The organism is Massilia sp. CFBP9012 (assembly GCF_034045115.1).
Lineage (GTDB): Bacteria > Pseudomonadota > Gammaproteobacteria > Burkholderiales > Burkholderiaceae_D > Telluria.
Window position 1 is genome coordinate 214,956 of sequence record NZ_JAXCWM010000010.1, and the last position, 24,947, is coordinate 239,902.

A 24,947-nucleotide genomic window follows, 5' to 3' on the forward strand; every position below is an offset into this window, starting at 1 on the left:
CGTGGCGCGCTCCGCCGGCAGCGCCACGGCCCCGGCATGCCAGCTTGGCCCGATGGTTGCCACATCAGCCACTGCGCATCTGCCTCAACCACGCCCCTGGCGACAGTCCGACCGCGCCCTTGAAGCGCCGGGTGAAATGGCTCTGGTCCGCAAACCCCGCGCTCACCGCGACCGTCGCCAGCGACATGCCGCTCAATAAGAGCTGACGTGCATTGGCCAGCCGGACCGCGTTCAGGTAGACATGGGGCGGCACGCCGAACTGCCGTTCGAACGCACGGCTCAGGTATACCCGCGACACGCCGGCTTCGCGCGCGAGTTCGGCAATCGAGAAATCGTTGCTCGCATGGGCGCGGATATAGTCGCGCACCCGGTTCAGCCGGGCCAGGCCGGCAAGCGCGGGCGCCTGCGCCGCCCCCGGCGCTTCGCCGAAGCGCAGGAGCAAGCCCATGAAGGCCTTGAGCAGCAGCGACTCCGCGCGCAGCGCTTCCTGAGCTTGTCCGCTTGCCTCTATGGCGTTGTGCAATTGTCTTGCCGCTTCCGGTGCGTGCACGACGGCATCGCGAAAATAACTCGCCGGAAGAACGCCTGCCGCCCGCTCGCGCAGCACCGTCATCACGGCAGGATCGACATACAGCATGCTGTAGTCGTAGCTGTCGGTCTTGCCGCGCAAGCCGTCATGGGCCTGGTCCGGGTTCAGGAAGATCACGTTGCCCGGCGCGCTGACCTGCCGGCTGCCCTGGCAGTTGAATGTCTGGACACCGCGATAGGTCAGGCCGATCCCGAATTCAGGATGGCTGTGCCGCTCGAAAGTGTAGTCGGTGAAATGGGCCCGCATCAGTGTCACGCCCTGCACACCGGTGGGGCGATAGCGCACCCAGTCGGCCTTCGATGCCAGCTCCGGTCCGGATTGGTCGTGGTTGTCTGTGTCCATCGTCTGTCTGCAAGAAATGCCAGGAATATAACGAAAGGCCGCTCTTGCCCTGGCGTCGCGTCCGGCCGCAACGCATGATGGCAGGCTTTTGCGCAGCATGCTTGTACAGCTGTAAACACAGCTGTACAGCACGCCAACCGGGTGCCGGCCGAGGTTACAGCCATACAAGACCTGCTCGCCCAACCCAGCGCACACTCGACGCTTTCAACTTTCCGGCAGAACCATGTACATCCATCGCGCGCACACTGCGGACATACCGAAAATCAAGGAGTTATATGAGGAAGCGATCGCGTTCCAGCGCAGGCGGGGGCTCCCCTACTGGAATACGCTGGACCTGGCGGTGGTCGAGGCCGACATCGCCGCCGGGTCCCAATATCTGTTGTCGGTCGATATGCACACCGTCGGCATCTTCAGTTTCTGTCCGCCATCGCCCATGGACGAGGATTTGTGGCTGGGCCTGCAGCCGCACGCGGCCCGCTATATCAACCGCATCATTGTCGGGCGTCTATGGAAGGGGAGGTCATTGTTTGGACTGATGCTGGCCTGGAGCGAACGCGAGACGCTACGCCTGGGATTCGACCGGCTGCGCCTGGATACCTGGGCGGATAATCAAGGCCTGAGCGACTATTATTCCCGCTTCGGCTTTGTCCACATGGGCGTGCGCTCGGCATCGAGCGGTCCGGAGCTGTCGCCCCAGTACCGTGGCGTGCGCCTGGCGATCATGGAAAAACTGCTGACGCCGGCAAGCAAGGCCGATCCGCGGGCCATGTGATCACAGGCGCAGGCACGAAAAAAAACGCCAACCGGTGAGGATTGGCGTTTTTTCGATATTCTTGGTGGCCCGGGGCGGAATCGAACCACCGACACAAGGATTTTCAATCCTCTGCTCTACCAACTGAGCTACCAGGCCAAGAGAGGCATGATTATAGCCAGCGATTTTCAGTTGCGCAAGTACTCGTGAATGCTTTGTGTGTTCCGCACGGCATGTTGACCCCGGCTCAGCCGTAAACGCATGGCGACGCCGGCAAGGCGTGGCTTGGCATATCGCTATAATGAGCACCATGACCACGCCCACGACCTCCACTACCCGGACCGATGTTTGCATCGTCGGCAATGGCGCCATCGCCAAGACCACCGCCCTCGGCTTTGCCCAGGCCGGGCATAGCGTGACGCTGCTGGCGCCGCCCGCGCGTCCCGCGGCAGAGGCGCCGTCGTCAGCGTCGGCTGCGGAACGTCCATGGGACGTGCGTGTCTACGCGCTCAACCATACGGCCCATGACCTGCTGGCCTCGCTCAAGGTCTGGGGCGCTCTCGACCTGGCGCGCGTCGCCGCGGTCGATGCGATGGACGTGCATGGCGACGGCGAGGGCGGCGGCACCCTCGGTTTCGACGCCTTCGGGGCCCGGGTCGGCACCCTGGCCTGGATCGTCGAAGACCATAACCTGAATCAGGCGCTGGATGCCGCGCTCAAGTTCGCCCACAACGTGCAGCGGGTCGAAGGCCGCGCCTGCGAGCTCAGCTGCAGCGACGAGGGCGCCGCGCTGCGCCTGGAAGACGGACGCCGCATCGAATGCGCGCTGCTGGTCGGGGCCGACGGCCGCGAATCGTGGGTGCGCGGGCAGTGCGACATCGGTGTCGACTACCGCATGTATCACCAGCGCGCCATCGTCACCAACTTCTCCTGCGAGAAGCCGCACCATGGCGTGGCCCACCAGTGGTTCACCTGCGCCGACGGCATCGTCGCCTTGCTGCCGCTGCCGGGCAACCGCGTCTCGCTGGTGTGGTCGGCGCCCGAGACCCTGGCCGACACCCTGATGGACGAGTCGCTGGGCGAACTGGCGATCCGGCTCGGCGAGTACGCCGACGACAAGCTGGGCGCCCTGCGTCCCCTGCAACCCGAGGCCGTGGCGGCGGTGCCGCTGGCGCTGGTCAAGCCGCATGCGATCGTGGCGCCGCGCGTGGCGCTGGTGGGCGACGCCGCCCACGCCGTGCATCCGCTGGCCGGGCATGGCATGAACCTGGGCTTCGGCGACGTGGTCGACCTGCTCGCCACCGTGCGCGAGCGCGAGGAACGGCGCGCCATCGGAGACGAACGGGTGCTGGCGCGCTATGCCCGCAAGCGCAAGGAAGACGTGGTCATGATGCAGCTGGCCACCGATGGGCTGGAGCGCCTGTTCGGGGCAAATCTGGAGCCTGTACGCGTAATGCGCAATCTTGGACTCAACTTGCTTGATAAAATGCCTGCTTTGAAGCGGCGCCTGATGGCGCATGCGATGGGCAAGTCATCAATCTGAGGAATCAAGCATGATCAAAATGAAGCTCGCCGTCCTGCTGGCGACGGCGCTGCTCGCATCGTGCGTCGATGCGCAGAACACGGTCGAGGCAAATATCAAGAAGGCGCTCGAACCGCACCTGGGCGGCGCCAAGATCGAATCGGTCAGCCAGACCCCGTACGGCGGCCTGTACGAGGTGCGGGTCGCGGGCGACATCCTGTACACCGACAAGAAGGGCGAGTTCCTAGTGATCGGCCAGGTGTATGACGTCAAGAGTTCGCGCAACCTGACGCGCGAGCGCATCGACGACATCAACAAGATCAAGTTCAGCGACCTGCCGCTCGAGATGGCGCTCAAGCAGGTCAAGGGCAACGGCAAGCGCGTGATCGCGGTGTTCGAGGATCCGAACTGCGGCTACTGCAAGCGCCTGCGCCAGACGACGCTTAACGAGATCGACAACGTCACCATCTATACCTTCATGTACAACATCCTGTCCCAGGATTCGTTCACGAAGTCGAAGAACATCTGGTGCGCGCCGAACCGCAACAAGGCCTGGGATGACTGGATGATCAACGGTAAGGTGCCGCCGGCGGCGCCGGCCGCCTGCGAATCGCCGAACGACAAGGTGCTGGCGCTCGGCCAGAAGCTGCGCATCACCGGCACGCCGGCCATCTTCTTCAGCGACGGCACCCGCATCCCGGGCGCGATCGACCTGAAGTCGCTCGAAGCCAAGTTCGATTCGCTGGAAGCGAAGCCGGCGAAGTAAGGCTGGCGCCGGTCATGGTTGTCGTCCAGGAGCGTGCATGCTCACATTGAACATCAACGGCAGAGACCTGCAGGTCGATGCCGACCCCGCCACGCCCGTGCTGTGGGCGCTGCGCGACAACCTGAACCTCACCGGCACCAAGTTCGGCTGCGGCGCGGCCCTGTGCGGCGCCTGCACCGTGCACCTGGGCGGCGTCCCGATCCGCGCCTGCGTCACCCCGATCGCGGCAGTTGCGGGCCAGGCGATCACCACCATCGAAGCGATGCAGGACGACCCGGTCGGCAAGGCGGTCCAGGATGCCTGGGTACGCCACGACGTGCCGCAATGCGGCTACTGCCAGAGCGGCCAGGTGATGAGCGCCGTCGCGCTACTGCGCACCAACCGGCGCCCGCTGGACGCCGACATCGACAACGCCATGAGCGGCAATCTGTGCCGCTGCGGCACCTATCAGCGGATCCGCGCGGCCATCAAGGATGCCGCCGCGGCCCTGGAGGCATGACCCCATGGCGCTGACCGGCATCCTGTTGGCCGCGGGGCGGGGTCGCCGCTTCGACCCGGCCGGTAATTACAACAAGCTGTTGCAGCGCCTGCCCGGCGGCGAACTGGTGGTCGCCGCCAGCGCGCGCACGCTGCTGGCCGTGTTCCCACGCGTGCTGGCGGTGGTGCCGCCCGCCGACGGCGGGGTGGGAGACGTGCTGCGCCAACTCGGCTGCGAGGTGACGGTGTGCCCGGATGCCGACAGCGGCATGGGCCTGTCGCTGGCGCACGCGATCCGTCATTCCCTGCATGCTCAGTTGCACGACCAATCGCCCGGCCAGGGCTGGCTGGTGGCGCTGGGCGACATGCCCTTCGTCGATCCATCCACCCTGCATGCGCTGGACGCTGCGGTCAGGGAGGGCGCCGCCATCGCCGCGCCCCTGTTCGAAGGCCGGCGCGGCAATCCGGTCGCCTTCGGCGCGCAGCACCGCGATGCCCTGCTGGCGCTGGACGGCGACCAGGGCGCGCGGCGCCTATTGCAAAGCAGCCCCGTCGCCACGATCGACGTGCTCGATCCCGGCATCCTGCGCGACATCGATTCCCCTTCCGACCTGCCGGCCTAGCCGACGCGCCGCCCACCCGCCATGCATGGCGCGCGTTTTGCTTCGCCCGATGGATTACACTATGTCCATTCGGCGCGTCCCGAGAGACCATTCAAGAAGATCATGAAAAAGCCATCGCAGAAAAAGCAGAACGCCATCCACTACACGATTGTCCCCAAAGACCTGGCCGGTCACCTGTTCAACGTCACCGTCACGGTCGCCAATCCCGATCCCGACGGCCAGGCGTTCGTGCTGCCGGCCTGGATCCCGGGCAGCTACATGATCCGCGAGTTCGCGCGCAATATCGTGCGCATCCGCGCCGAGAGCGGCGGCCAGCCGCTCGCACTCACCAAGCTGGATAAACACTCGTGGCGCGCCGCGCCTACCGCAGCCCCCCTGACCCTGCATTACGAGGTGTATGCCTGGGACCTGTCGGTGCGCGCCGCCCACCTCGACCAGACCCACGGCTTCTTCAACGGCACCAGCGTGTTCCTGCGCGTGGTGGGGCAGGAGTCGCTCGTCCACCAGATCGACATCCAGCGCCCGCTTGACCCGGCCGCCAAAACCTGGCGCGTGGCCACCGCGATGCCCGAAGCAGGCGCCAAGCGCTATGGCTTCGGCGCCTACGCCTGCGCCAACTACGACGAACTGATCGACCATCCGGTCGAGATGGGCGACTTCGAGCTGGCCACCTTCAAGGCCCATGGCATCCCGCACGATATCGTAATCACCGGCCGCGTGCCCAACCTCGACATGGCGCGCCTGCAGGCCGACCTGCAGGCGATCTGCGAGACCCAGATCGCCTTCTTCGAACCGAAGACGAAGCGCGCGCCGCTCGAGCGCTACGTGTTCATGACCATGGCGGTGGGCGATGGCTACGGTGGCCTCGAACATCGCGCCTCGACCGCCCTGATCTGCGCGCGCGCCGACCTGCCAAGCCTGGCCACGCCAAAGGCGGCCGAGCCGGGCGAGGGCTATCTGCGCTTCCTGGGCCTGTGCAGCCACGAGTATTTCCATACCTGGAACGTCAAGCGTATCAAGCCGGCCGCCTTTGCCCCCTACGACCTGCAGGCCGAGAACTACACGCCGCTCCTGTGGCTGTTCGAAGGCTTCACCAGCTATTACGACGACCTGATGCTGGTGCGCGCTGGGATCATCGGCGAAGCGACTTATTTCAAGCTGCAGGCCAAGACGGTCGGCGGCGTGCTGCGCGGCAGTGGGCGCCTCAAGCAGAGCGTGGCCGATTCGAGCTTCGACGCCTGGAGCAAGTATTATCGCCAGGACGAGAATTCGCCGAACGCGATCATCAGCTACTACACCAAGGGTTCGCTGATCGCGCTGGCCTTCGACCTGACCATCCGCGCCAAGACCGGTGGCGCGAAATCGCTGGACGACATCATGCTGGCGCTGTGGGAACGCTACGGACGCGACTTCTACAACGGCGCCGGCCGTGGCGTGACGGAACAGGAAGTCGAAGCGCTGTTCGACGAGATAAGTGGCCTCAAACTCAAGAACATGTTCGAGCGCTACGTGCGCGGCACCGAAGACCTGCCGCTGGCCAAGCTGTACGCGCCGCTGGGCGTGAAGCTGGTCGACGAGCGCAAGGGCGGCAAGGCCTCGCTGGACGCCGGCATCGGCCGCGACCCGCTCGGTGCCAAACTCACCCAGGTGCACGAGGGCGGCGCCGCCCACCAGGCCGGCCTGTCGGCGCTGGACGTCGTGATCGCGATCGACGGCCTGCGCGTCAACGGCAATCCGCCCAACGTCGATGCACTGCTGGCGCGCTACCGCGTCGGCGACCGCGTCACCGTGCACGCCTTCCGCCGCGACGAGCTGATGGCCTTCGACGTCACCCTGCAGGGCGACCGCGTGCCAGGCATCAGCCTGGCGCAGGCGGTGGCCGGGCGCAAGTCGGCCGCGATCAAGCGGCCGAGCGCCGTGTAATGGACCAGAATCTTCACAACGATAAGCATCCCATGACCTTTACTCGAATTGCCATGTCAGCTGCGGTAGCCGCCGTTTTCACGTCCTTGGCACTGTCCGCGAACGTCGCCCAGGCCCAGCAGGCCGCCCCGCTCAAGAGCGATGTCGTCGCCAAGGTCGACGCCATGTACCCATGGCTCGACGCGGTCTATAAAGACCTGCACGCCCATCCCGAGATCGCCTTCCAGGAAGTGCGCACCGCCGGCAAGCTTGCGGCCGAGATGCGCAAGCTTGGCTTCACCGTCACCGAGAAGGTCGGCAAGACCGGCATCGTCGCGGTGCTCAAGAACGGCGCCGGCCCGACGGTCCTGGTGCGCACCGACATGGACGGCCTGCCGATGGAAGAGCGCACCGGCCTGCCGTACGCCAGCCGCGCCCGCGCCACCAGCGAAGGCCGCGACACCTTCGTGATGCATAGCTGCGGCCACGACATTCACATGACCAGCTGGCTCGCCACCGCGCGCACCCTGGTCGAGCTGAAATCGCAGTGGAAGGGCACATTGGTCTTCATTGGCCAGCCGGCCGAGGAAATCGTCGCCGGCGCCAAGGCCATGCTGGACGACGGCCTGTTCAAGCGCTTCCCGAAACCGGACTACGCCTTCGCCCTGCATTCGTGGCCGCTGGCCCATGGCACCGTGGGCTTCAACGACGGCCCGGTATCGTCCAACTCGGACTGGCTCGAGATCACGTTCAAAGGCCGTGGCGGCCACGGCTCGGCGCCAGACAAAACCATCGACCCGGTGGCGATCGCGGCGCGTTTCGTGGTCGACGTCCAGACCGTGGTGAGCCGCGAGAAGGATCCGAAGGAGTTCGGCGTCGTCACGGTCGGTTCGATCCAGGGCGGCACGGTCGGCAACATCATCCCGGACAGCGTGCAGGTGCGCGGCACCATCCGCTCGTACAGCCCGCTAGTCCGCGCCAAGCTGCTCGAAGGCGTGCGCCGCGTGGCCGAGGGTTCGGCCGCGATGGCCGGCGCGCCGAAGCCGGACATGCTGATCGGCGGCGGCGGCCAGGCCATCGTCAACAGCACAGAACTGGTGAACAAGACCGAGGTGGTGTTCAAGGAAGCCTTCGGCGCCGACAAGGCCAAGCGCATGCCGGCCATGACCGCCAGCGAAGACTTCTCGCTGTACGCCAACGAAGGCGTGCCGTCGATGTTCTTCTTCACCGGCGTCTACGATCCGAAGGTGGTGGCCGAAGCGGAACGCGAGGGAGGCAAGCCGATCGCCTTCAACCACTCGCCGTTCTACGCGCCGGTGCCGGAACCGTCGATCAAGACCGGCGCCCAGGCGATGACCCTGGCCGTGCTGAACGTGCTTGGCAAATAAACAGCCAGGCCATATGAAAACGGCCGGTCGCTGGTGCGCCGGCCGTTTTTGTTTTTTTGTGCGGTTGTTCAGGACTTGAGGCAGTCGGCGCAGCGGCCGTACAGGGTCAGCTCGTGACTTTCGACGCTGAAGCCCTTCGGCGCCATGTGCTCGATGTCGCCCGGGCAGGCGTGTACGTCGAATACGCGCTGGCAGACGGTGCACTGGAAGTGATGATGGTGGTGTTCGGCGGCGCTGGTCGATTCGTAGCGCGCGCCTTCGCCGGGCAGGGTGACGACCTTGAGCGCGCCGTCGTCCACCAGCGACTTCAGGTTGCGGTACACGGTCGCCATGCCCAACTGGCTGACCTCGCGACTGGCTTCGTCCAGGATCTCTTGTGGCGATAGCGGGCGCTGCGCATGCTCGATCGCATGCAGGATGGCGGTTTTTTGACGTGTATTGCGTTGCATAGGGCGAAGGATACCTCAAAGCGCGCACTGGAATCAAAAAGCGCCAAAAAGCGGTTGAATGCTTAATGATAATGGCTTATCATTTCAACGTTAATGATAACGTATTATCGTTATCGGCTTTGCATGCATCCTGCCGCTCAATCATTTCGAGGAACCACCATGTCTCACTTTTCCTGCAAGCGCACACCGCTGACCCTGGCGTTGATGCTGGCCTTCGGCGCGCCCCTGGCCGTCCAAGCCCAGACGACGAGCCGTGCGGCCTCGGATCCGGACAGCGTGCCGACCGTGGTCGTGTCCGCCAGCGCCCTGGGCGTGGTCCACGATGACATGATCACCCCGGTGACCTCGCTCGGCGGCAGTGAACTGGTGCGCGCCCGCGAATCGACCCTGGGCGAAACCCTGGCCCACCAGCCCGGCATCACCTCGAGCCACTTCGGCGCCGGCGCCAGCCGTCCGGTGATCCGCGGCATGGACGGTCCGCGCGTGAAGATCCTGTCGGACGGCGCCGAGATCCAGGACGCCTCGACCATCAGCCCCGACCACGCTGTCGCTTTTGAACCTGTTTTGGCCGAGCGCATCGAAGTGCTGCGCGGCCCGTCGGCCCTGGCCTATGGCGGCGGCGCGGTGGGCGGCGTGGTGAACATCCTCGACCGCAAGATCCCGACCGCGATGCCCGAGAAGGGCCTGGAAGGCAGTGCCGAAGTACGCGCCAATTCGGCGGCGCGCGAAAAGACCGGCGCCTTCGAATTCACCACGGCCGCCGGCAGCAACCTGGCCCTGCACCTGGAAGGCGTCAAGCGCGACGCCGACGAGTACCGCGTCGGCAAGGACTGGAGCGAAGGCCGCCACGTCAACGGCAGCTACAAGGAATCCGAGACCGGCACCGTCGGCCTGTCGTGGATCGGCAAGAACGGTTATATCGGCGCCGCCTTCACCAAGGAGCGCACCGAGTACGGCATTCCGGGCCATGGCCACGAGTTCGAGAGCTGCCACCCGCATGGCTCGCACCTGCACTGCGGCGGCCACGGAGACGAAGAAGGCCATGACCATGACGAGCACGGCGAGGAAGGCCACGATCACGACCATGACCATGAGCACGGCGAAGTGCCGGTCGTGAAGCTCGACAGCGAACGCTGGGACATCCGCGGTGAATACCGCAACCCGGTGGCCGGCATCGAGCGCGTGCGCCTGCGCGCCTCGTTCACCGACTACGTCCACGACGAGCTGGAAGACAATGTGGTTTCGACTTCGTTCCGCAACAAGGGCCACGACGCCCGCCTGGAAGCGGTGCACGCGCCGCTGGCTGGCTGGCGCGGCGTGTTCGGCCTGCAGACCACGCGTCGCGACTTCTCGGCCATCGGCGAGGAAGCCTATGTGCCGCCGACGCTTACCAAGAAGCACGCCGCCTTCCTGACCGAGGAATACAAGCTCGATAACTGGCGCTTCGAGGCCGGCCTGCGCCACGAATGGCAGGACATCGAGGTCGATGCCCCGGGCCTGCGCGACACCGATGCGCGCGGCACCTCGGCCTCGGTCGGCGCCGTATGGAAGCTGGCGCCGCAATACTCGCTGCGCGCCTCGCTGTCGCGCAGCCACCGCCTGCCGACCGCCGAAGAACTGTATGCCGACGGCGTGCACCTGGCCACCGCCACCTATGAAGTCGGCAACCAGGACCTGGACAAGGAAACCTCGAACAACGTCGACCTGACCCTGCGCAAATTCGAAGGCGACACCACCTTCTCGGTCAGCGCCTTCCACAACCGCGTCGACAACTACATCTACGCGCACACGCTGGACAACCACGAAGGCTTCCAGCTGGTGGAATACGCCCAGCGCGACGCCACCTTCACCGGCCTCGAAGGCGAGATCCGCCAGAAGCTGACCCCGGCGATCAGCGCGACCGTGTTCGGCGACTACGTGCGCGCCCGTTTCGACGAGGGCGAGGGCAGCCGCAACCTGCCGCGCATCCCGGCCTCGCGCCTCGGCGTCAAGCTGGACGGCGACTGGAACCAGTGGCATGGCATGGTCGAGTTCTACCGCGTGGGCAAGCAGGACAAGCTGGCCGACTACGAGACCGAGACCGCCGGCTACAATATGCTTAACGTCGGCGCCCATTACTCGACCCGCATTGGCGGTGTGCCGACCCAGTTCTATGCGCGCCTGAACAACCTGACCGACGAACTGGCGTATAGCCACACTTCGTTCATCAAGAACGCGGCGCCGCTGACTGGGCGTAATTTGACGGCAGGCATTCGCGTCATTTTCTAAGTTCGTTAGCCGTAGCATCGTCGTCCCCGCGCAAGCGGGGACCTAAGTTTTCCAGCGTTGTGACTACGTAAAGCGTAGTGGCTGCGCGAAGGGCTTGGGTCCCCGCCTGCGCGGGGACGACGTATTTACGGTGTCGATAGAACGACGTGTATGGTGTACAGCCGTTTTATAGCTGCACGCAATTGCCGCGCTACGTTGAATCCTTAACGATAATCGGTTATCATTAGATTCTGCTTATGGTGCATCATTGCCACCACGGCGCATTCGACGACCAAGGATTCCCATGACTGACTTCACTGGCAAGCGCACGCCGCTCGCACTGGCCTGCTTGCTGGCGCTTGGCGCGCCGTTGACCGCTCACGCGCAATCGACCGCGGCCCCAGCGACCGCTGCGCCGGCAACCGTCATTGTGTCCGCCAGTGGACTCGGCGTGGCCAGCGACGACATGGTCACGCCGGTGACGTCGATCGGCGGCAATGAGCTGGTGCGGACCCGCCAGTCGACCCTGGGCGAGACCTTGTCGAGCATGCCGGGCATTACCTCGAGCCACTTCGGCGCCGGCGCCAGCCGTCCGATCATCCGCGGCATGGATGGTCCGCGCGTGAAGATCCTGTCCGACGGTTCCGAGATCCAGGATGCGTCGACCATCAGCCCCGACCACGCCGTCGCTTTCGAACCGGTGCTGGCCGAGCGCATCGAAGTGCTGCGCGGCCCGTCGGCCCTGGCCTATGGCGGCGGCGCTGTCGGTGGCGTGGTGAACATCATCGACCGCAAGGTGCCGACCGCGATGCCCGAGGGCGGCCTGGAAGGCAGCGCCGAAGTGCGCGCCAATTCGGCGGCGCGCGAAAAGACCGGCGCGGCGGAGTTCACTGTGGCCGCCGGCAGCAACCTGGCCCTGCACCTCGAAGGCGTCAAGCGCGATGCCGACGATTACCGTGTCGGCAAGGATTGGCAAGGCGGGCGCCGGGTCCCGGGCAGCGACAAGGAAACCGAGACCGGCACCGTCGGCCTGTCCTGGGTCGGCCAGAATGGCTACCTGGGCGCGGCCTTCACCAAGGAGCGCGGCAACTACGGCCTGCCGGGCCACGGCTTCGAGAACGAGGCGGGCGAGATCGAGGCGCCGGTGGTGGACCTCGATAGCGAACGCTGGGACGTGCGCGGCGAATACCGCAACCCGGTGGCCGGCATCGAGCGCGTGCGCCTGCGCGCCTCGTTCACCGACTACATCCACGACGAGGTCGAGGGCAGCGCGGTCGCCACCACCTTCAAGAACAAGGGCCACGACGGCCGCCTGGAATTCGTGCATGCGCCGATTGCGGGCTGGCATGGCGTGTTCGGCCTGCAGACCACGCGCCGCGATTTCTCGGCCATCGGCGCCGAGGCTTATGTGCCGCCGACCCTGACCAAGAAGCATGCAGCCTTCCTGACCGAGGAATACAAGCTGGGCAATGTGCGCTTCGAGGCCGCCGTGCGCCATGAATGGCAGGACGTCGACGTCGAGGTGGACAAGCCTGACAGCCACACGCGCGGCACTTCGCTGTCGGTCGGCGCGGTCTGGAAGTTCGCGCCGGAATACTCGCTGGGCACCTCGCTGTCGCACACGCACCGTCTGCCGACCGCCGAGGAATTGTTTGCGGATGGCCCGCACCTGGCGACCAACACCTATGAGATCGGCAACCCGAACCTGGTCAAGGAAACGTCGAACAACCTCGACCTGACCCTGCGCAAGTTCGCCGGCCGCACTACCTTTTCGCTCAGCGCCTTCCACAACCGCATCGGCGACTACATCTATTCGCAGACGCGCGGCGAGTTCGAAGGCCTGCAGCTGATCAACTACGCCCAGCGCGACGCCACCTTCACCGGCCTGGAAGGCGAGGTTGCGCACAAGCTGTCGTCGGTGTGGAAAACGACCCTGTTCGGCGACTACGTCCGCGCCCGCTTCGACGAAGGCCCGGGCAGCCGCGATATCCCGCGCACCCCGGCGCACCGCATCGGCGTCAAGCTCGAAGGCGACTGGGGCGCCTGGAATGGCCTGGCCGAGCTGGTCCGCGTGGGCAAGCAGGACAAGATCGCCGAGTTCGAGACCGAGACGCCCGGCTACACCACGCTGAACCTCAGCACGCACTACTCGACCCGCATCGGCACGCTGCCGGCGCAGCTGTACCTGCGCCTGAACAATGTGACCGATCGCCTGGCCTACAGCCACACCTCGTTCATCAAGGACTATGCACCGCTCACCGGCCGTAACCTGACGGCCGGCTTGCGCGTACTGTTCTAAACGAAACCAATCCACCGGCGCCGCGGACGCTTCTCGCGACGCCGGTTTTAAAGAAAGGAACAGGGTTCATGAAATCCCTGATCAAATACGGCGATGTCGCCGGCATGGCGGCATCGATCCTGTGCCTGCTGCACTGCATGGCGATGCCACTCGTGATCCTGGCGTTTCCGATGCTCGGGCTGGCTCACGTGCACGACACCTTCCACGACACGCTGATCGCGGCGATCACCTTGCCGGTCTTGCTGGCGCTGGTGCCTGGCTACCTGAAGCATCGCGACAAGACCACCTTGCTGGTCGGCTGCGCCGGCCTGGCGATCTTCTTGGGCGCCGTCTTCGTCGTCAGCCCGCTGTTCGGCGAAACCGCCGAAGCGGTATTGGCCGTCATCAGCGGCTTCATGCTGCTGTATGCGCACCTGCGCAACCGCCGTCACTGCAAGCGTTGCGGCGCTCGCGCACAGGACGCCGCCGGCCACCCGGCACCGGCATCCTGCCACCCTCACTAAGAACCTATCCCGGTAGGTTCTAAGCTACAAGCCTGCGCTCTGCGGCCCCGCCAGCGTGCGCAACTGGAAGCGGTAACGCTCGCCAAACAGGAAGGTCTCGGAGAACGTCATGAGGTCGGCATGTGCCGGCCCCAGTCCATCGGGTGGCGGCAGCGGACCGCTGCGGCGCAGCGATGCGAGAGCGACCTCTGAGGCGCCCTGGTCGCGCGAGCGCTGCACCTGGACGTCGGCGAGCTGGCCCGCGCGGTCGACCGTGATGTTCAGCACCACCACCGCTGGCAGCATGGGCGGCAATTCTCCCTCAAACACTCTTTCTGGATTGCGCTGCATGACGTGGCGCGCGACGTCGGCTTTATAGGCGTCGAGCGTGCGCGTTGGGGGAGGGGCGGGGATCGGTGTCAGCGGAATGGTCACCGCTTGGGCCTGTGGCGCAGGCGCCGGTGGCTGGGTCGACGTGCCGCATGCGGCCAGGGCCGCGAGCACGGTCAGTGCAAGAAAGAAGAAGATGCTGCGATGAGAGTTCTTCATGGCGGATGCAGGACTGTCGCAGGTCGCGCCGGTATTGGCGTACCAGTTCGACCCATCCGTGCATCCGGAGTTCCTCTACCGTTCTTTAACCTTATGCGAACAGGCGCTGCAGTTCGCGGCCAGGATTTTCCGCGCGCATGAAGGCTTCGCCGACCAGGAAAGCGTGAACGTCGGCCTCGCGCATGCGCTGCACGTCGCCCGTGCCCAGGATGCCCGATTCGGTCACTACCAGGCGGTCCTTCGGGATGCGCGGCAGCAGGCCCAGCGTGGTGTCGAGGGTGACGTCGAAGGTGCGCAGGTTGCGGTTGTTGATGCCCAGCAGCGGCGTCCTGAGCTTGAGGGCGGCATCGAGTTCCTCGCCGTCGTGCACTTCGACCAGCACGTCCATGCCGAGGTCCATGGCGCAGGCTTCCAGTTCCGCCATCAGGCCGTGGTCGAGCGCCGCCACGATCAACAGGATCGCATCGGCGCCCATCGCGCGCGCTTCATACACTTGATACGGGTCGACCAGAAAATCCTTGCGCAGCACCGGCAGGGCACAGGCGGCGCGCGCCTGCTGCAGGTAATCCACCGAACCCTGGAAGAACTGGACGTCGGTCAGCACCGAGAGGCAGGCCGCGCCGTGTTCGGCGTAGCTTTGCGCGATTGCGGCCGGCTGGAAGTCGGGACGCAGCACGCCTTTCGACGGCGAGGCTTTCTTGACTTCGGCGATCACGCCGGCCTGGCCCGCCGCGATCTTAGCGCGCAGGCCGGTTTCGAAACCGCGCAGGGCGGCGCGTGCTTCGCGGTCGCTTTCGACCTCGCTGCGCAGGCTGTACAGGTCGCGGTGCTTGCGCGCCGCGGCCACTTCGTCGGCCTTCACGGCCAGGATCTTGTTGAGGATGTCGGACATCGATGCTCTCGCAATACGTTTAATTGACGGCGCCGAGCTGGCGCGTGACCTGGACGAACTGCTCCAGCTTGGCGATGGCGGCGCCGGAGGCGATCGCTTCGCGCGCCTTCTGCAGGCCGGCTTCGATCGAGCCGGTCACGCCGGCCGCATACAGCGCGGTGCCGGCATTCAGGGCCACGATGTCGTGCGCCGGGCCAGGCTCGCCGCGCAGCGCTTCCAGGATGCGCGTCTTCGACTCCTCGGCATTGCTCACCTTGAGGTTGCGGCTCGAGATCATCGACAGGCCGAAGTCTTCCGGGTGGATCTCGTATTCGCGGATCTCGCCGCCCACCAGCTCACCGACCAGGGTGCCGGCGCCGAGCGAGACTTCGTCCATATTGTCGCGCCCCCACACCACCACCGCATGCTCGGCGCCGAGGCGCTGCAGCACGCGCACCTGGATGCCGACCAGGTCGGGGTGGAACACGCCCATCAGGATGTTCGGTGCGCCGGCCGGATTGGTCAGCGGCCCGAGGATGTTGAAGATGCTGCGCACGCCCAGCTCGCGCCGCACCGGCGCCACGTGTTTCATGGCCGCGTGGTGGTTGGGGGCGAACATGAAGCCGATGCCGGTCTGGGCGATCGACTGGGCGATCTGCTCGGGCTTCAGGTCGATGTGGGCGCCGAAGGCCTCGATCACGTCGGCGCTGCCGGACGAGGACGAGACGCTGCGGCCGCCATGCTTGGCCACGCGCGCGCCGGCGGCGGCGGCCACGAACATCGAGGCGCTCGAGATATTGAAGGTGTTGGCGCCGTCGCCGCCGGTGCCGACGATGTCGAGCAGGTGGGTGGTGTCGGCCATCGGCACCTTGGTCGAGAACTCGCGCATCACCTGGGCGGCGGCGGTGATCTCGCCGATGGTTTCCTTCTTGACCCGCAGGCCCATGGTCAGGGCCGCGACCATGGTTGGCGACATCTCGCCTGCCATGATCTGGCGGAACAAATGCAGCATCTCGTCGTGGAAGATCTCGCGGTGTTCGATACAGCGCAGCAGCGCTTCTTGTGGGGTGATCGGCATGGCGGTTCCAGTAGGGTTTCAGTATTCGCTAGCGCTTGAGCCGTCGTTCCCGCGGAGGCGGGAACCTAAGTTTGCTTGCGTGCCAGGACGGAGAGCAAGTCGCTGGCTGCGGAACTGGCTTGGATTCCCGCCTTCGCGGGAATGACGTGCTGGAGACGCGGGTGTTCTGTGACGTGGTCGGCGTGCGTGCAGCGACTTCAGGGGCGCTTAGCGCGTCAGGAAATTCTTGAACAGGGCGTGACCATGCTCGGACAGGATCGACTCGGGGTGGAATTGCACGCCTTCGATGTTGTAGTCCTTGTGGCGCACACCCATGATCTCGCCGTCGTCGGTCCACGCCGTCACTTCGAGGCAGGACGGCAGCGAGGAACGTTCAATCGCCAGCGAGTGGTAGCGGATCACGGTAAAGGGGCTGGGCAGGTCGGTGAACACGCCTTCGCCGATGTGGGCGATGCTCGAGGTCTTGCCGTGCATGACCTGCTTGGCGCGGATCACATTGCCGCCGAAAGCTTCACCGATCGCCTGGTGGCCCAGGCACACGCCCAGGATCGGCAGCTTGCCCTTGAATTCGCGCAGGATGTCGAGCGAGATGCCGGCATCCTTCGGCGCCTTCGGGCCCGGCGAGATGCAGATGCGGTCGGGCCTCAATCCTGCGATCTGTTCGATTGTGATCTCGTCGTTGCGCACGGTGCGCACGTCCTCACCCAGCTCGCCGAAGTACTGCACGATGTTGTAGGTGAACGAGTCGTAGTTGTCGATCATTAGCAGCATGTCAGAACTCCCCATCCAGGCCATCTTGCACTTGCTCGGCCGCGCGCAGCACGGCGCGCGCTTTCTTTTCAGTCTCTTGCCATTCCATCTCGGGGATCGAGTCGGCCACGATGCCGGCCGCGGCCTGCACATACAGGTTGCCGTCCTTGATCACGCCGGTGCGAATCGCGATGGCGACGTCCATCTCGCCACCAAAGCTCAGGTAGCCACAGGCGCCGCCGTAGATGCCGCGCTTCACAGGCTCTAATTCATCGATCACTTCCATCGCCCGTACCTTGGGCGCGCCGGTGAGCGTGCCGGCCGGGAAGGTAGCGCGCAGCACGTCGAGGTTCGACATGCCGTCTTTCAGCTTGCCTTCGACGTTGGAGACGATGTGCTGCACGTGCGAGTATTTTTCGATGACCATGCGGTCGGTCACCTTGACGCTGCCGGTGTCGGCGATGCGGCCGATGTCGTTGCGCGCCAGGTCGATCAGCATCACGTGCTCGGCGACTTCCTTCGGATCGTTCAGCAGTTCTTCGGCCAGCGCCGCATCCTGCTCGGGCGTCGCGCCGCGGCCGCGGGTGCCGGCGATCGGGCGCAGGGTGACCTTGCGCCCGCCTTCGGGCGAGAGCTCGTTGCGCACCAGGATCTCGGGCGAGGCGCCGACGATCTGCATGTCGCCGAAGTTGTAGTAGTACATATACGGCGACGGATTCAGCGAGCGCAGCGAGCGGTACAGCGACAGCGGCGAATCGACGTAGGGCTTGCGGATGCGCTGGCCGATCTGCACCTGCATCAGGTCGCCCGCCATCACGTATTCATGGGCTTTCGCGACAGCCTTGAGGTAATCCTCCTTGCTGAAGTCGCGCACGGCTTCGGTACGCACCGAGCTCGAGGTGACCGGTGCGTCGACGCTCCGGCGCAGCATCATGCGCAAGTCTTTGAGGCGCTGGCGGCCGCGCGAGTAACTCTCTGGCTGGCTCGGGTCGGCATACACGATCAGGTACAGCTTGCCGGACAGGTTGTCGATCACGGCCAGTTCTTCGGTCACCATCAACTGGATGTCCGGCAGGCCCAGTTCGTCGCGCGGGGCGCTGTCGGCCAGCTTGCGCTCGATGTGGCGCACCGTGTCGTAGCCGAAGTAGCCGGCCAAGCCACCGCAGAAGCGCGGCAGGCCGGGACGCAGGGCGACCTTGAAGCGCGCCTGGAATTGCTCGATGAAGTCGAGCGGATTGCCCTCGTGCGTTTCGACCACTTCGCCGTTCTTGACGATCTCGGTGACGTTGCCGCTGGTGCGCAGCAGCGTGTGGGCCGGCAGGCCGATGAAGGAGTAGCGGCCGAAGCGCTCGCCGCCCACCACCGACTCCAGCAGGAAGGTGTTCTTGCCGGTGTGCTGGGATTGGGCCAGCTTGAGGTAGAGCGTGAGCGGGGTTTCGAGGTCGGCGAAGGCTTCCGCGATCAGTGGAATGCGGTTGTAGCCCTGGTTGGCCAGCGACTTGAATTCGAGTTCGGTCATGTTTTCTCCGTGCCGCCCGGGGTTGGTGGGGCGGTGGTGTACTTCAAAAAACCTGCCGGGGGAAGTGTGCAAACGAACGCACCCGGCAGCAATCGATACGGCTTAGTTAGCCCAGGATTGCCAGCGTCGCCAAAGCCAGGCCTCAAGGGCGCCGGTCTGGTTGACAGTGTGTTTTTTGGTGAAAAACATGGTTAGATGACTTAGTTTGCGGTGCGATTGTGTGCAGCGATCAGGGCCGCCGCTTCGAGTAGCGAATCAACTATACCATCGGATTGAATTTCTTGTACAGGGCGTCCGTGGTTATAACCATATGGGACGGTCAACACGAAGCAGCCCGCACCACGGGCGCTTTCGGCATCGTTGGACGAGTCGCCGATCGCCACCACACAGCTCGGCAGCAGGTCGAGCGCGGCGCAGGCGCCAAGCATCGGCATCGGATCCGGTTTCTTCTTTGTGAACGAATCGCCGCCAAACACCTGCTCGAAATAGGGCGCCAGGCCTTTCTGGTCGAGCAGGGGCAGGGTAAAAGCAACCGGCTTGTTGGTCACGCATACCAGGCGCAGGCCGAGGTCGCGCATGGCTTGCAGGCCCTCGAGCACACCGTCGAACAGGGTGCTGCGCTCGCCATTGATGGCGAGGTAGTGACGCTGGTAGCCGGCGATAGCCTCATCGTACGCCGCATCGACTCGTGTGGCGTCCCAGTCGAGCAGCAGCGCATCGCGCACCAGCTTTTCGGAGCCCTTGCCGACCAGCGGCTTGATGACGGCCTGGGTAATGGGACCCAGGCCCAGGTCGGCGCGCATGCCGTTCAGGGCCGCCTCGAAGTCGGGCACCGTGTCGAGCATGGTGCCGTCGAGGTCGATGATGGCGGCCCGGATGCCTGCTGCGCCGGCCCGCATTATTTAGCCACCGTGGCCACGGTTTTTAACTCGGCGCGCATGGCGTCGATCACGGCCTTGTAGTCAGGCTTGCCGAAGATGGCCGAGCCGGCGACGAAGGTGTCGGCGCCCGCGGCGGCGGCGGCGGCGATGTTCTCGGCCTTGATGCCGCCATCGACTTCCAGCATGATGTCGCGGCCCGATTCATCGATCATGCGGCGCGCGATCGCGATTTTCTTCAGTGCTTCGGGGATGAAGGACTGGCCGCCGAAACCCGGGTTGACCGACATGATCAGGATCATGTCGATCTTGTCCATCACGTGTTCCAGGTAATGCATCGGCGTACCCGGGTTGAACACCAGTCCGGCCTTGCAGCCGTGGTCGCGGATCAGCTGCAGGGTGCGGTCGATGTGTTCCGAGGCTTCCGGGTGGAAGGTGATGATGTTGGCGCCGGCCTTGGCGAAATCGGGGATGATGCGGTCCACCGGCTTGACCATCAGGTGCACGTCGATCGGCACGTCCACATGCGGGCGGATCGCCTGGCACACCAGCGGGCCGATGGTCAGGTTCGGGACGTAGTGGTTGTCCATCACGTCGAAGTGGATGATGTCGGCGCCGGCGGCGACGACGTTGCGCACTTCTTCGCCCAGGCGGGCGAAATCGGCGGACAGGATGCTGGGAGCGATGCGGTAGGTGGTCATGGGACGATGGGGCGGGATTGAACAAGAAGCCGCTATTCTACGCCGGTCGGGGCCCGGGTTGGCGTCTTGCGGCCCGTTCTTCCCGCTTGCAGCGCCGGGATCGGGCCGCAGGCGGTATCATTATTGTTGTTTGCGCCACACGGCGCGCCGGCCGCCGCCCAGAGTGCCGCGGCCTTGTTAATGATCATCCAAGGAAACCCGATGCCCGCCTACGATTTCACTGTCACCGTCAGAACGCAATACCTGCCGGAGCAGTCCGACCCTGACCGGAGCCAGTTCGTGTTCAGCTACGCCATCACGATCAAGAACACAGGCAGCATCGCGGCCCAGCTCATCTCACGCCATTGGGTGATCCTTGACGCCAACAACCAGATGCAAGAAGTCCGCGGGCTGGGCGTGGTCGGCCACCAGCCGCTGCTGCAGCCGGGCGAACAGTTCGAGTACACCAGCGGCACCCAGCTCGGCACCGCCCAGGGCTCGATGCGCGGCGAATACTTCTGCGTGGCCGAGGATGGCCACCGCTTCGAGACCCCGATTCCCGAATTCGTGCTGTCGCCGCCACGTTCGCTGCACTGATCAGGGCCGCTTGTCGCTGCTGTCGTCGTCCTTGCGGTCGACGTCCTTGCGGCCGGCGAACATGGTCCACCAGACGATAAATACGAGCAGGAACAGCGCCACGCCGGCTTCCACCATCAGGATCCACATTTTCGTCTCCATGCCTTTTATGTATACGACACGCCGCAGTGTACCTTCCCTGATCGCCTTCGTCTGCCTGCTGAGCGCCTGCTCGACCACGCCGCAGCCGGAACAGCCGCCCATCACGATGCCGCCGCCGGTGGGGCCGGTGGTGGTGCCGCCGACGCCGCCCACCGAACAACCAGCGCCTGCACCCGAACCTCCGCCCGCACCGACCCCGCCCCTGACGCCGGTGAGTTTCGAGGCGCTGCCCGGCTGGCAGCAGGACGACGTGCGCCAGGCCTGGCCGGCATTCCAGCAGTCTTGCAGCGCGCTGGCCACGCGCGCGGCAGAGTGGAAAGCACCCTGCGCAGCGGCGCGCTCGGTCGACGCCGGCGATATGTCGGCGGTGCGCCGCTTCTTCGAGACGTACTTCGTGCCCAACCAGGTGCGCAATCCGGACGGCAGCGACACCGGCATGATCACCGGCTACTACGAAGCGATGCTGTACGGCTCGCGCAAGCGCGGCGGCGCTTACCAGACCCCGCTGTACCGGGTGCCGGACGACCTGATCACGGTCGACCTGGGCGGCATCTATCCCGACCTGCAGAACCGGCGCCTGCGCGGGCGGCTGTCCGGCAAGTCGCTGGTCCCTTATTACAGCCGCGCCGAGATCGACCGCGCGCCCCTGAAGGGCAGGGAGCTGCTGTGGGTGAACGATCCGGTGGAGGCCTTCTTCCTCGAGGTGCAGGGCTCGGGCCGCGTGCAGCTCGAGGGCGGCGGCACGGTGCGTGTCGGCTATGCCGACCAGAATGGCTATCCATATAAAGCGATCGGGCGCTGGTTCGTGGAGCAGGGCATATTGAGCCCCGACCAGGTGTCGGCCCAGTCGATCCGCGCCTGGCTGGCGGCCAATCCGGCGCGCCGCCAGGAAGTGCTGAACGTGAACGCCAGTTATATTTTCTTCACCGAGCAGAAGGTGACGGATCCGAACGCGGGCCCGCGCGGCGCGCTGAACGTGCCGCTCACGCCGGGCCGCTCGATCGCCATCGATCGCAGCATCCTGCCGCTGGGCGCGCCGGTCTGGCTATCGACCACCATGCCCAAGGATGGCGCGCCGCTGCAGCGCCTGGTGATGGGGCAGGACGTGGGCGGCGCCATCCGCGGCGCGGTGCGGGCCGACTTCTTCTTCGGCTTCGGGCCGGAGGCAACCGAGAATGCGGGCCTGATGAAGCAGCAGGGCTCGTTGTGGGTGCTGCTGCCCAAAGCCGCGGCGCCGGACAAGGCCCGCTAGGCTTGCGTCCGGCAGATCATCTGCAGCGTATCTACCCTGACTCAACAACCCGCTCGACTTGACGTGCGCGTAAAGCGCTAGAATCGCAGAGTCGTGATTAACCAAATAAGGGTGTGATATGGAATATGCTGACCTGTTGATCGAGAACCATGGCAAGGTTGTCGTGGTACGCCTGAACCGTCCAAAGGCGATGAATGCGCTGAACGACAATATGATGAACGAGCTGGGCGACGCCCTGCGCAAGTTCGACAAGGATCCGGCGATCAATGTGATCGTGCTGACGGGCAGCGAGAAGGCGTTCGCGGCGGGCGCCGATATCGCCGCGATGGCCAATTACGATTACCAGGAAACCTACGGCAATAACTACATCGGCCGTAACTGGGAGCACATCCTCGACATCCGCAAGCCGGTCATCGGCGTGGTCTCGGGCTATTGCCTGGGCGGCGGTTGCGAGCTGGCGATGATGTGCGATTTCCTGATCGCCGCCGACAGCGCCAAATTTGGCCAGCCAGAGATCAAGGTGGGCGTCACGCCGGGCGCGGGCGGCACCCAGCGTCTGCCGCGCGCGATTTCCAAGTCGAAGGCGATGGACATGCTGCTCACCACGCGCATGATCGACGCCGCCGAGGCGGAGCGCACCGGCCTGGTGTCGCGCGTGTATCCGGCGGCCGAGGTGATGGAAGAGTCAATCAAGATCGCCCAGGGCATCGCCGAGATGCCGGTGTCGGTGGCGATGCAGATCAAGGATTGCGTCAATCAGGCCTACGAGACGACCCTGAGCCAGGGCGTGGCCTACGAGCGCCGCTATTTCCACGCCGGTTTCGGCACGCCTGCCCAGAAAGAAGGCATGTCGGCCTTCCTCGAAAAGCGCAAGCCGGACTTCGAAGGGCTGTAATCGATGGGCGCGCGCGGCAAAGTATTGCTGGTAGTGCCGGCGGCGCTGCTGGCGCTGTCCCTGACGTTGACGAGTTGCTCGTCGCTGCCGCCGCTGGAGGGCAGGGTGGCAAGTATGGCTTTCGTCGAGACTGACGATACCCGTCTCGGCAAGGCCTTGCTGCCGCTCACGATGGCACACCCCGGCCTGGTGGGCATTCATGCCCTGGCGGACGGGCGTGACGCCTTTGCCGCGCGCGCCGTCCTGGCGCAGGCTGCCGATCGCAGCCTGGATGTCCAGTACTATATATGGCGTAACGACACCACCGGCATGCTGATGTTCGACGCGCTCACGAAAGCAGCCGAGCGCGGAGTGCGCGTGCGTCTTCTGCTCGATGACAATAACACCGCCGGGCTCGATGGCGCGCTGGCCGCGCTCGACGCCCATCCCATGATCGAGGTCCGGCTATTCAATCCGAATGCTATCCGTTCGATGAGGATGGTCGGCATGGCCGCCGATTTCATGCGTCTCAACCGCCGCATGCACAATAAATCGTTCACCGCCGATAACCAGGTCACGATCGTGGGCGGACGCAATGTGGGTGACGAATATTTCGGCGCAGCGGGCGAAATCTCGTTCGCCGATCTCGATGTCATCGCGGCCGGTCCGGTGGTGCGGGCGGTTTCGGATGATTTCGACCTGTACTGGAACAGTCCATCCGCCTACCCGCTGGTGCTGCTGGCGCCGGATGCCGTCGCCGAGCCGGCCTTCAAACCCGATGCCGAGGCGCAGGCCTATCTGGATGCGATCAAGCGCTCCGCATTCCTGGAGCAGTTGGTGGGAGGGAGCTTGCCGCTGGAATGGGCGCGCACGAAATTCGTCAGCGACGATCCAGCCAAAGTGGTGGGCAAGGCGGCGCGCGAAGCGAATATCGCCGTCAAGCTCAAGGAACTGCTGGGCGAGCCGACGCGTGACCTCGAGCTGGTGTCGCCCTATTTCGTGCCGGGCAAGGAGGGCGTGGATGCCTTTGTCGACCTGGCCGGCAAAGGTGTGCAGACCAGAATATTGACCAATTCCCTCGAAGCGACCGACGTCGCGGCGGTGCACGCCGGTTATGCCAAGTGGCGCAAGCCCTTGCTCGAGGCAGGGGTGACCTTATATGAACTGCGCCGCGAGGCAACCGACGAGCCGTCGCGCGAAAAGCGCGGCAGCGGCAGTGGAATCGGCAGTTCGGATGCGAGCCTGCATGCCAAGACCTTCGGGGTAGATGGCAGCCGGGTATTTGTCGGCTCCTTCAATTTCGACCAGCGGTCGATTCACCTGAATACCGAAATGGGCGTCGTGATCGATAGTCCGGCGCTGGCCGCGCGCCTGACCGAGACCCTGGACAGGACATTGCCGACGCGCGCCTATGAGGTACGACTCGATGAGCGGGGCTCAGTGATCTGGATCGAGCGGCGTGGCGATCAGGTGATCCGCCATGAGACGGAGCCTGGCACGAGCTGGTTCAAACGGGCTGCGGTGAAGGCCTTGTCGTGGCTCCCGATCGACTGGCTGTTGTAGTCGCCACACTTTCTTTCTCCGCCTCTTGCGGACTCGGCATTTGGTTTGCTATAGTTCGCCTCCGCTTCGGCACTGACCGAAAAACGCAAGCCAAATCAAACGGTTAGCGTGATGAAGTCAGCAGTGAAAACTGCGACGAAGCGAAACGAAGGGGTTGACGAAAAACGAAAAACACTTCATACTCTCTTTCCTCTGCTGCTGACGAACACAACGCTTCGAAGCAAACAGCAGATGATGCAGTACCGAACCCTCGGCGGGAGCCGCGTTCTTTAAAAATTAACAGTCGATAAGTGTGGGCGTTTGATGAAGGTGCCAAGAACTTCGGTTCTTGATTACTTAAATTATCAAATGTTCACAA

Annotated in this window: 24 protein-coding genes and 1 tRNA gene; 14 read left to right on the forward strand and 11 right to left on the reverse strand. The window is 64.7% G+C overall.

Annotated features, from left to right (window positions below):
• Positions 1-64: 64 nt before the first annotated feature.
• Positions 65-931, reverse strand: coding sequence for an AraC family transcriptional regulator (locus SOM61_RS18080; RefSeq protein WP_320475372.1), 867 nt, complete (start codon positions 929-931; stop codon positions 65-67).
• A gap of 223 nt (positions 932-1,154) precedes the next feature.
• Here SOM61_RS18080 and SOM61_RS18085 point away from each other — a divergent pair, with 223 nt between their 5' ends.
• A complete protein-coding gene (locus tag SOM61_RS18085) occupies positions 1,155-1,703 on the forward strand; it encodes a hypothetical protein (RefSeq protein WP_320475373.1) in 549 nt (182 codons plus the stop codon).
• Positions 1,704-1,765: 62 nt separating this feature from the next.
• Here the strand turns inward: SOM61_RS18085 and SOM61_RS18090 are convergent.
• Positions 1,766-1,841 (reverse strand) — tRNA-Phe (locus tag SOM61_RS18090).
• A 151-nt stretch (positions 1,842-1,992) separates the two neighbouring features.
• On the opposite strand from SOM61_RS18090, the gene SOM61_RS18095 reads away from it, so the two are divergent.
• From SOM61_RS18095 to SOM61_RS18120, 6 genes are all read left to right on the forward strand, one after another.
• Positions 1,993-3,225: an FAD-dependent monooxygenase gene (locus tag SOM61_RS18095; RefSeq protein ID WP_414675023.1), complete on the forward strand. Its 1,233-nt coding sequence runs from the start codon at positions 1,993-1,995 to the stop codon at positions 3,223-3,225.
• 10 nt (positions 3,226-3,235) lie between these two features.
• A complete protein-coding gene (locus SOM61_RS18100; RefSeq protein ID WP_320475375.1) occupies positions 3,236-3,970 on the forward strand; it encodes a DsbC family protein in 735 nt (244 codons plus the stop codon).
• A gap of 37 nt (positions 3,971-4,007) precedes the next feature.
• A complete protein-coding gene (locus SOM61_RS18105; protein ID WP_123072164.1) occupies positions 4,008-4,469 on the forward strand; it encodes a (2Fe-2S)-binding protein in 462 nt (153 codons plus the stop codon).
• A gap of 4 nt (positions 4,470-4,473) precedes the next feature.
• On the forward strand, positions 4,474-5,070 hold the full coding sequence (locus SOM61_RS18110) for a nucleotidyltransferase family protein (RefSeq protein ID WP_320475376.1): 597 nt from the start codon (positions 4,474-4,476) through the stop codon (positions 5,068-5,070).
• Between the two features lie 102 nt (positions 5,071-5,172).
• The gene (locus SOM61_RS18115) at positions 5,173-6,993 is read left to right on the forward strand and encodes a M61 family metallopeptidase (RefSeq protein ID WP_320475377.1); all 1,821 of its coding nucleotides are present in this window, start codon (positions 5,173-5,175) and stop codon (positions 6,991-6,993) included.
• 32 nt (positions 6,994-7,025) lie between these two features.
• Positions 7,026-8,360, forward strand: coding sequence for an amidohydrolase (locus tag SOM61_RS18120; protein WP_414675024.1), 1,335 nt, complete (start codon positions 7,026-7,028; stop codon positions 8,358-8,360).
• Between the two features lie 68 nt (positions 8,361-8,428).
• Here the strand turns inward: SOM61_RS18120 and SOM61_RS18125 are convergent, their stop codons facing one another.
• Positions 8,429-8,809, reverse strand: a complete 381-nt coding sequence (locus SOM61_RS18125; protein WP_123072168.1) for a Fur family transcriptional regulator — start codon at positions 8,807-8,809, stop codon at positions 8,429-8,431.
• Between the two features lie 159 nt (positions 8,810-8,968).
• On the opposite strand from SOM61_RS18125, the gene SOM61_RS18130 reads away from it, so the two are divergent.
• The 3 genes from SOM61_RS18130 to SOM61_RS18140 all read left to right on the forward strand — a co-directional run bounded on the left by SOM61_RS18130 (position 8,969) and on the right by SOM61_RS18140 (position 13,858).
• The gene (locus tag SOM61_RS18130; RefSeq protein ID WP_320475379.1) at positions 8,969-11,077 is read left to right on the forward strand and encodes a TonB-dependent receptor domain-containing protein; all 2,109 of its coding nucleotides are present in this window, start codon (positions 8,969-8,971) and stop codon (positions 11,075-11,077) included.
• A gap of 283 nt (positions 11,078-11,360) precedes the next feature.
• Positions 11,361-13,355, forward strand: a complete 1,995-nt coding sequence (locus SOM61_RS18135; RefSeq protein ID WP_320475380.1) for a TonB-dependent receptor — start codon at positions 11,361-11,363, stop codon at positions 13,353-13,355.
• A gap of 68 nt (positions 13,356-13,423) precedes the next feature.
• A complete protein-coding gene (locus SOM61_RS18140; protein WP_123071560.1) occupies positions 13,424-13,858 on the forward strand; it encodes a MerC domain-containing protein in 435 nt (144 codons plus the stop codon).
• A gap of 24 nt (positions 13,859-13,882) precedes the next feature.
• Here SOM61_RS18140 and SOM61_RS18145 read toward each other — a convergent pair whose 3' ends face one another.
• The 7 genes from SOM61_RS18145 to rpe all read right to left on the reverse strand — a co-directional run bounded on the left by SOM61_RS18145 (position 13,883) and on the right by rpe (position 20,183).
• Positions 13,883-14,386, reverse strand: coding sequence for a TonB C-terminal domain-containing protein (locus SOM61_RS18145; RefSeq protein WP_320475381.1), 504 nt, complete (start codon positions 14,384-14,386; stop codon positions 13,883-13,885).
• 91 nt (positions 14,387-14,477) lie between these two features.
• On the reverse strand, positions 14,478-15,278 hold the full coding sequence (trpC, locus tag SOM61_RS18150) for an indole-3-glycerol phosphate synthase TrpC (protein ID WP_320475382.1): 801 nt from the start codon (positions 15,276-15,278) through the stop codon (positions 14,478-14,480).
• A gap of 19 nt (positions 15,279-15,297) precedes the next feature.
• Complete coding sequence (gene trpD, locus SOM61_RS18155) at positions 15,298-16,335, reverse strand: anthranilate phosphoribosyltransferase (RefSeq protein WP_320475383.1); 1,038 nt, start codon at positions 16,333-16,335, stop codon at positions 15,298-15,300.
• 207 nt (positions 16,336-16,542) lie between these two features.
• Positions 16,543-17,106, reverse strand: a complete 564-nt coding sequence (locus SOM61_RS18160; RefSeq protein WP_320475384.1) for an anthranilate synthase component II — start codon at positions 17,104-17,106, stop codon at positions 16,543-16,545.
• A gap of 1 nt (position 17,107) precedes the next feature.
• Positions 17,108-18,604, reverse strand: a complete 1,497-nt coding sequence (gene trpE, locus SOM61_RS18165; RefSeq protein ID WP_320475385.1) for an anthranilate synthase component I — start codon at positions 18,602-18,604, stop codon at positions 17,108-17,110.
• 200 nt (positions 18,605-18,804) lie between these two features.
• Positions 18,805-19,503 carry a phosphoglycolate phosphatase gene (gene gph, locus SOM61_RS18170; protein WP_320475386.1) on the reverse strand — a complete coding sequence of 233 codons (699 nt, stop codon included), beginning with the start codon at positions 19,501-19,503 and terminating at the stop codon, positions 18,805-18,807.
• Positions 19,503-20,183, reverse strand: coding sequence for a ribulose-phosphate 3-epimerase (gene rpe / locus SOM61_RS18175; RefSeq protein WP_320475387.1), 681 nt, complete (start codon positions 20,181-20,183; stop codon positions 19,503-19,505). Before rpe ends, gph begins: the two co-directional genes overlap by 1 nt.
• A 201-nt stretch (positions 20,184-20,384) precedes the next feature.
• On the opposite strand from rpe, the gene apaG reads away from it, so the two are divergent.
• Positions 20,385-20,759: a Co2+/Mg2+ efflux protein ApaG gene (gene apaG / locus SOM61_RS18180; RefSeq protein ID WP_109345171.1), complete on the forward strand. Its 375-nt coding sequence runs from the start codon at positions 20,385-20,387 to the stop codon at positions 20,757-20,759.
• Here apaG and SOM61_RS18185 read toward each other — a convergent pair whose 3' ends face one another.
• A complete protein-coding gene (locus tag SOM61_RS18185) occupies positions 20,760-20,888 on the reverse strand; it encodes a hypothetical protein (RefSeq protein ID WP_267874139.1) in 129 nt (42 codons plus the stop codon).
• 19 nt (positions 20,889-20,907) lie between these two features.
• Here SOM61_RS18185 and mltA point away from each other — a divergent pair, with 19 nt between their 5' ends.
• From mltA to SOM61_RS18200, 3 genes are all read left to right on the forward strand, one after another.
• Complete coding sequence (mltA, locus tag SOM61_RS18190; protein ID WP_320475388.1) at positions 20,908-22,152, forward strand: murein transglycosylase A; 1,245 nt, start codon at positions 20,908-20,910, stop codon at positions 22,150-22,152.
• Positions 22,153-22,270: 118 nt separating this feature from the next.
• Positions 22,271-23,047, forward strand: coding sequence for an enoyl-CoA hydratase (locus tag SOM61_RS18195; protein ID WP_147937177.1), 777 nt, complete (start codon positions 22,271-22,273; stop codon positions 23,045-23,047).
• A gap of 3 nt (positions 23,048-23,050) precedes the next feature.
• Positions 23,051-24,589: a phospholipase D family protein gene (locus SOM61_RS18200; RefSeq protein ID WP_320475389.1), complete on the forward strand. Its 1,539-nt coding sequence runs from the start codon at positions 23,051-23,053 to the stop codon at positions 24,587-24,589.
• Positions 24,590-24,947: the final 358 nt, after the last annotated feature.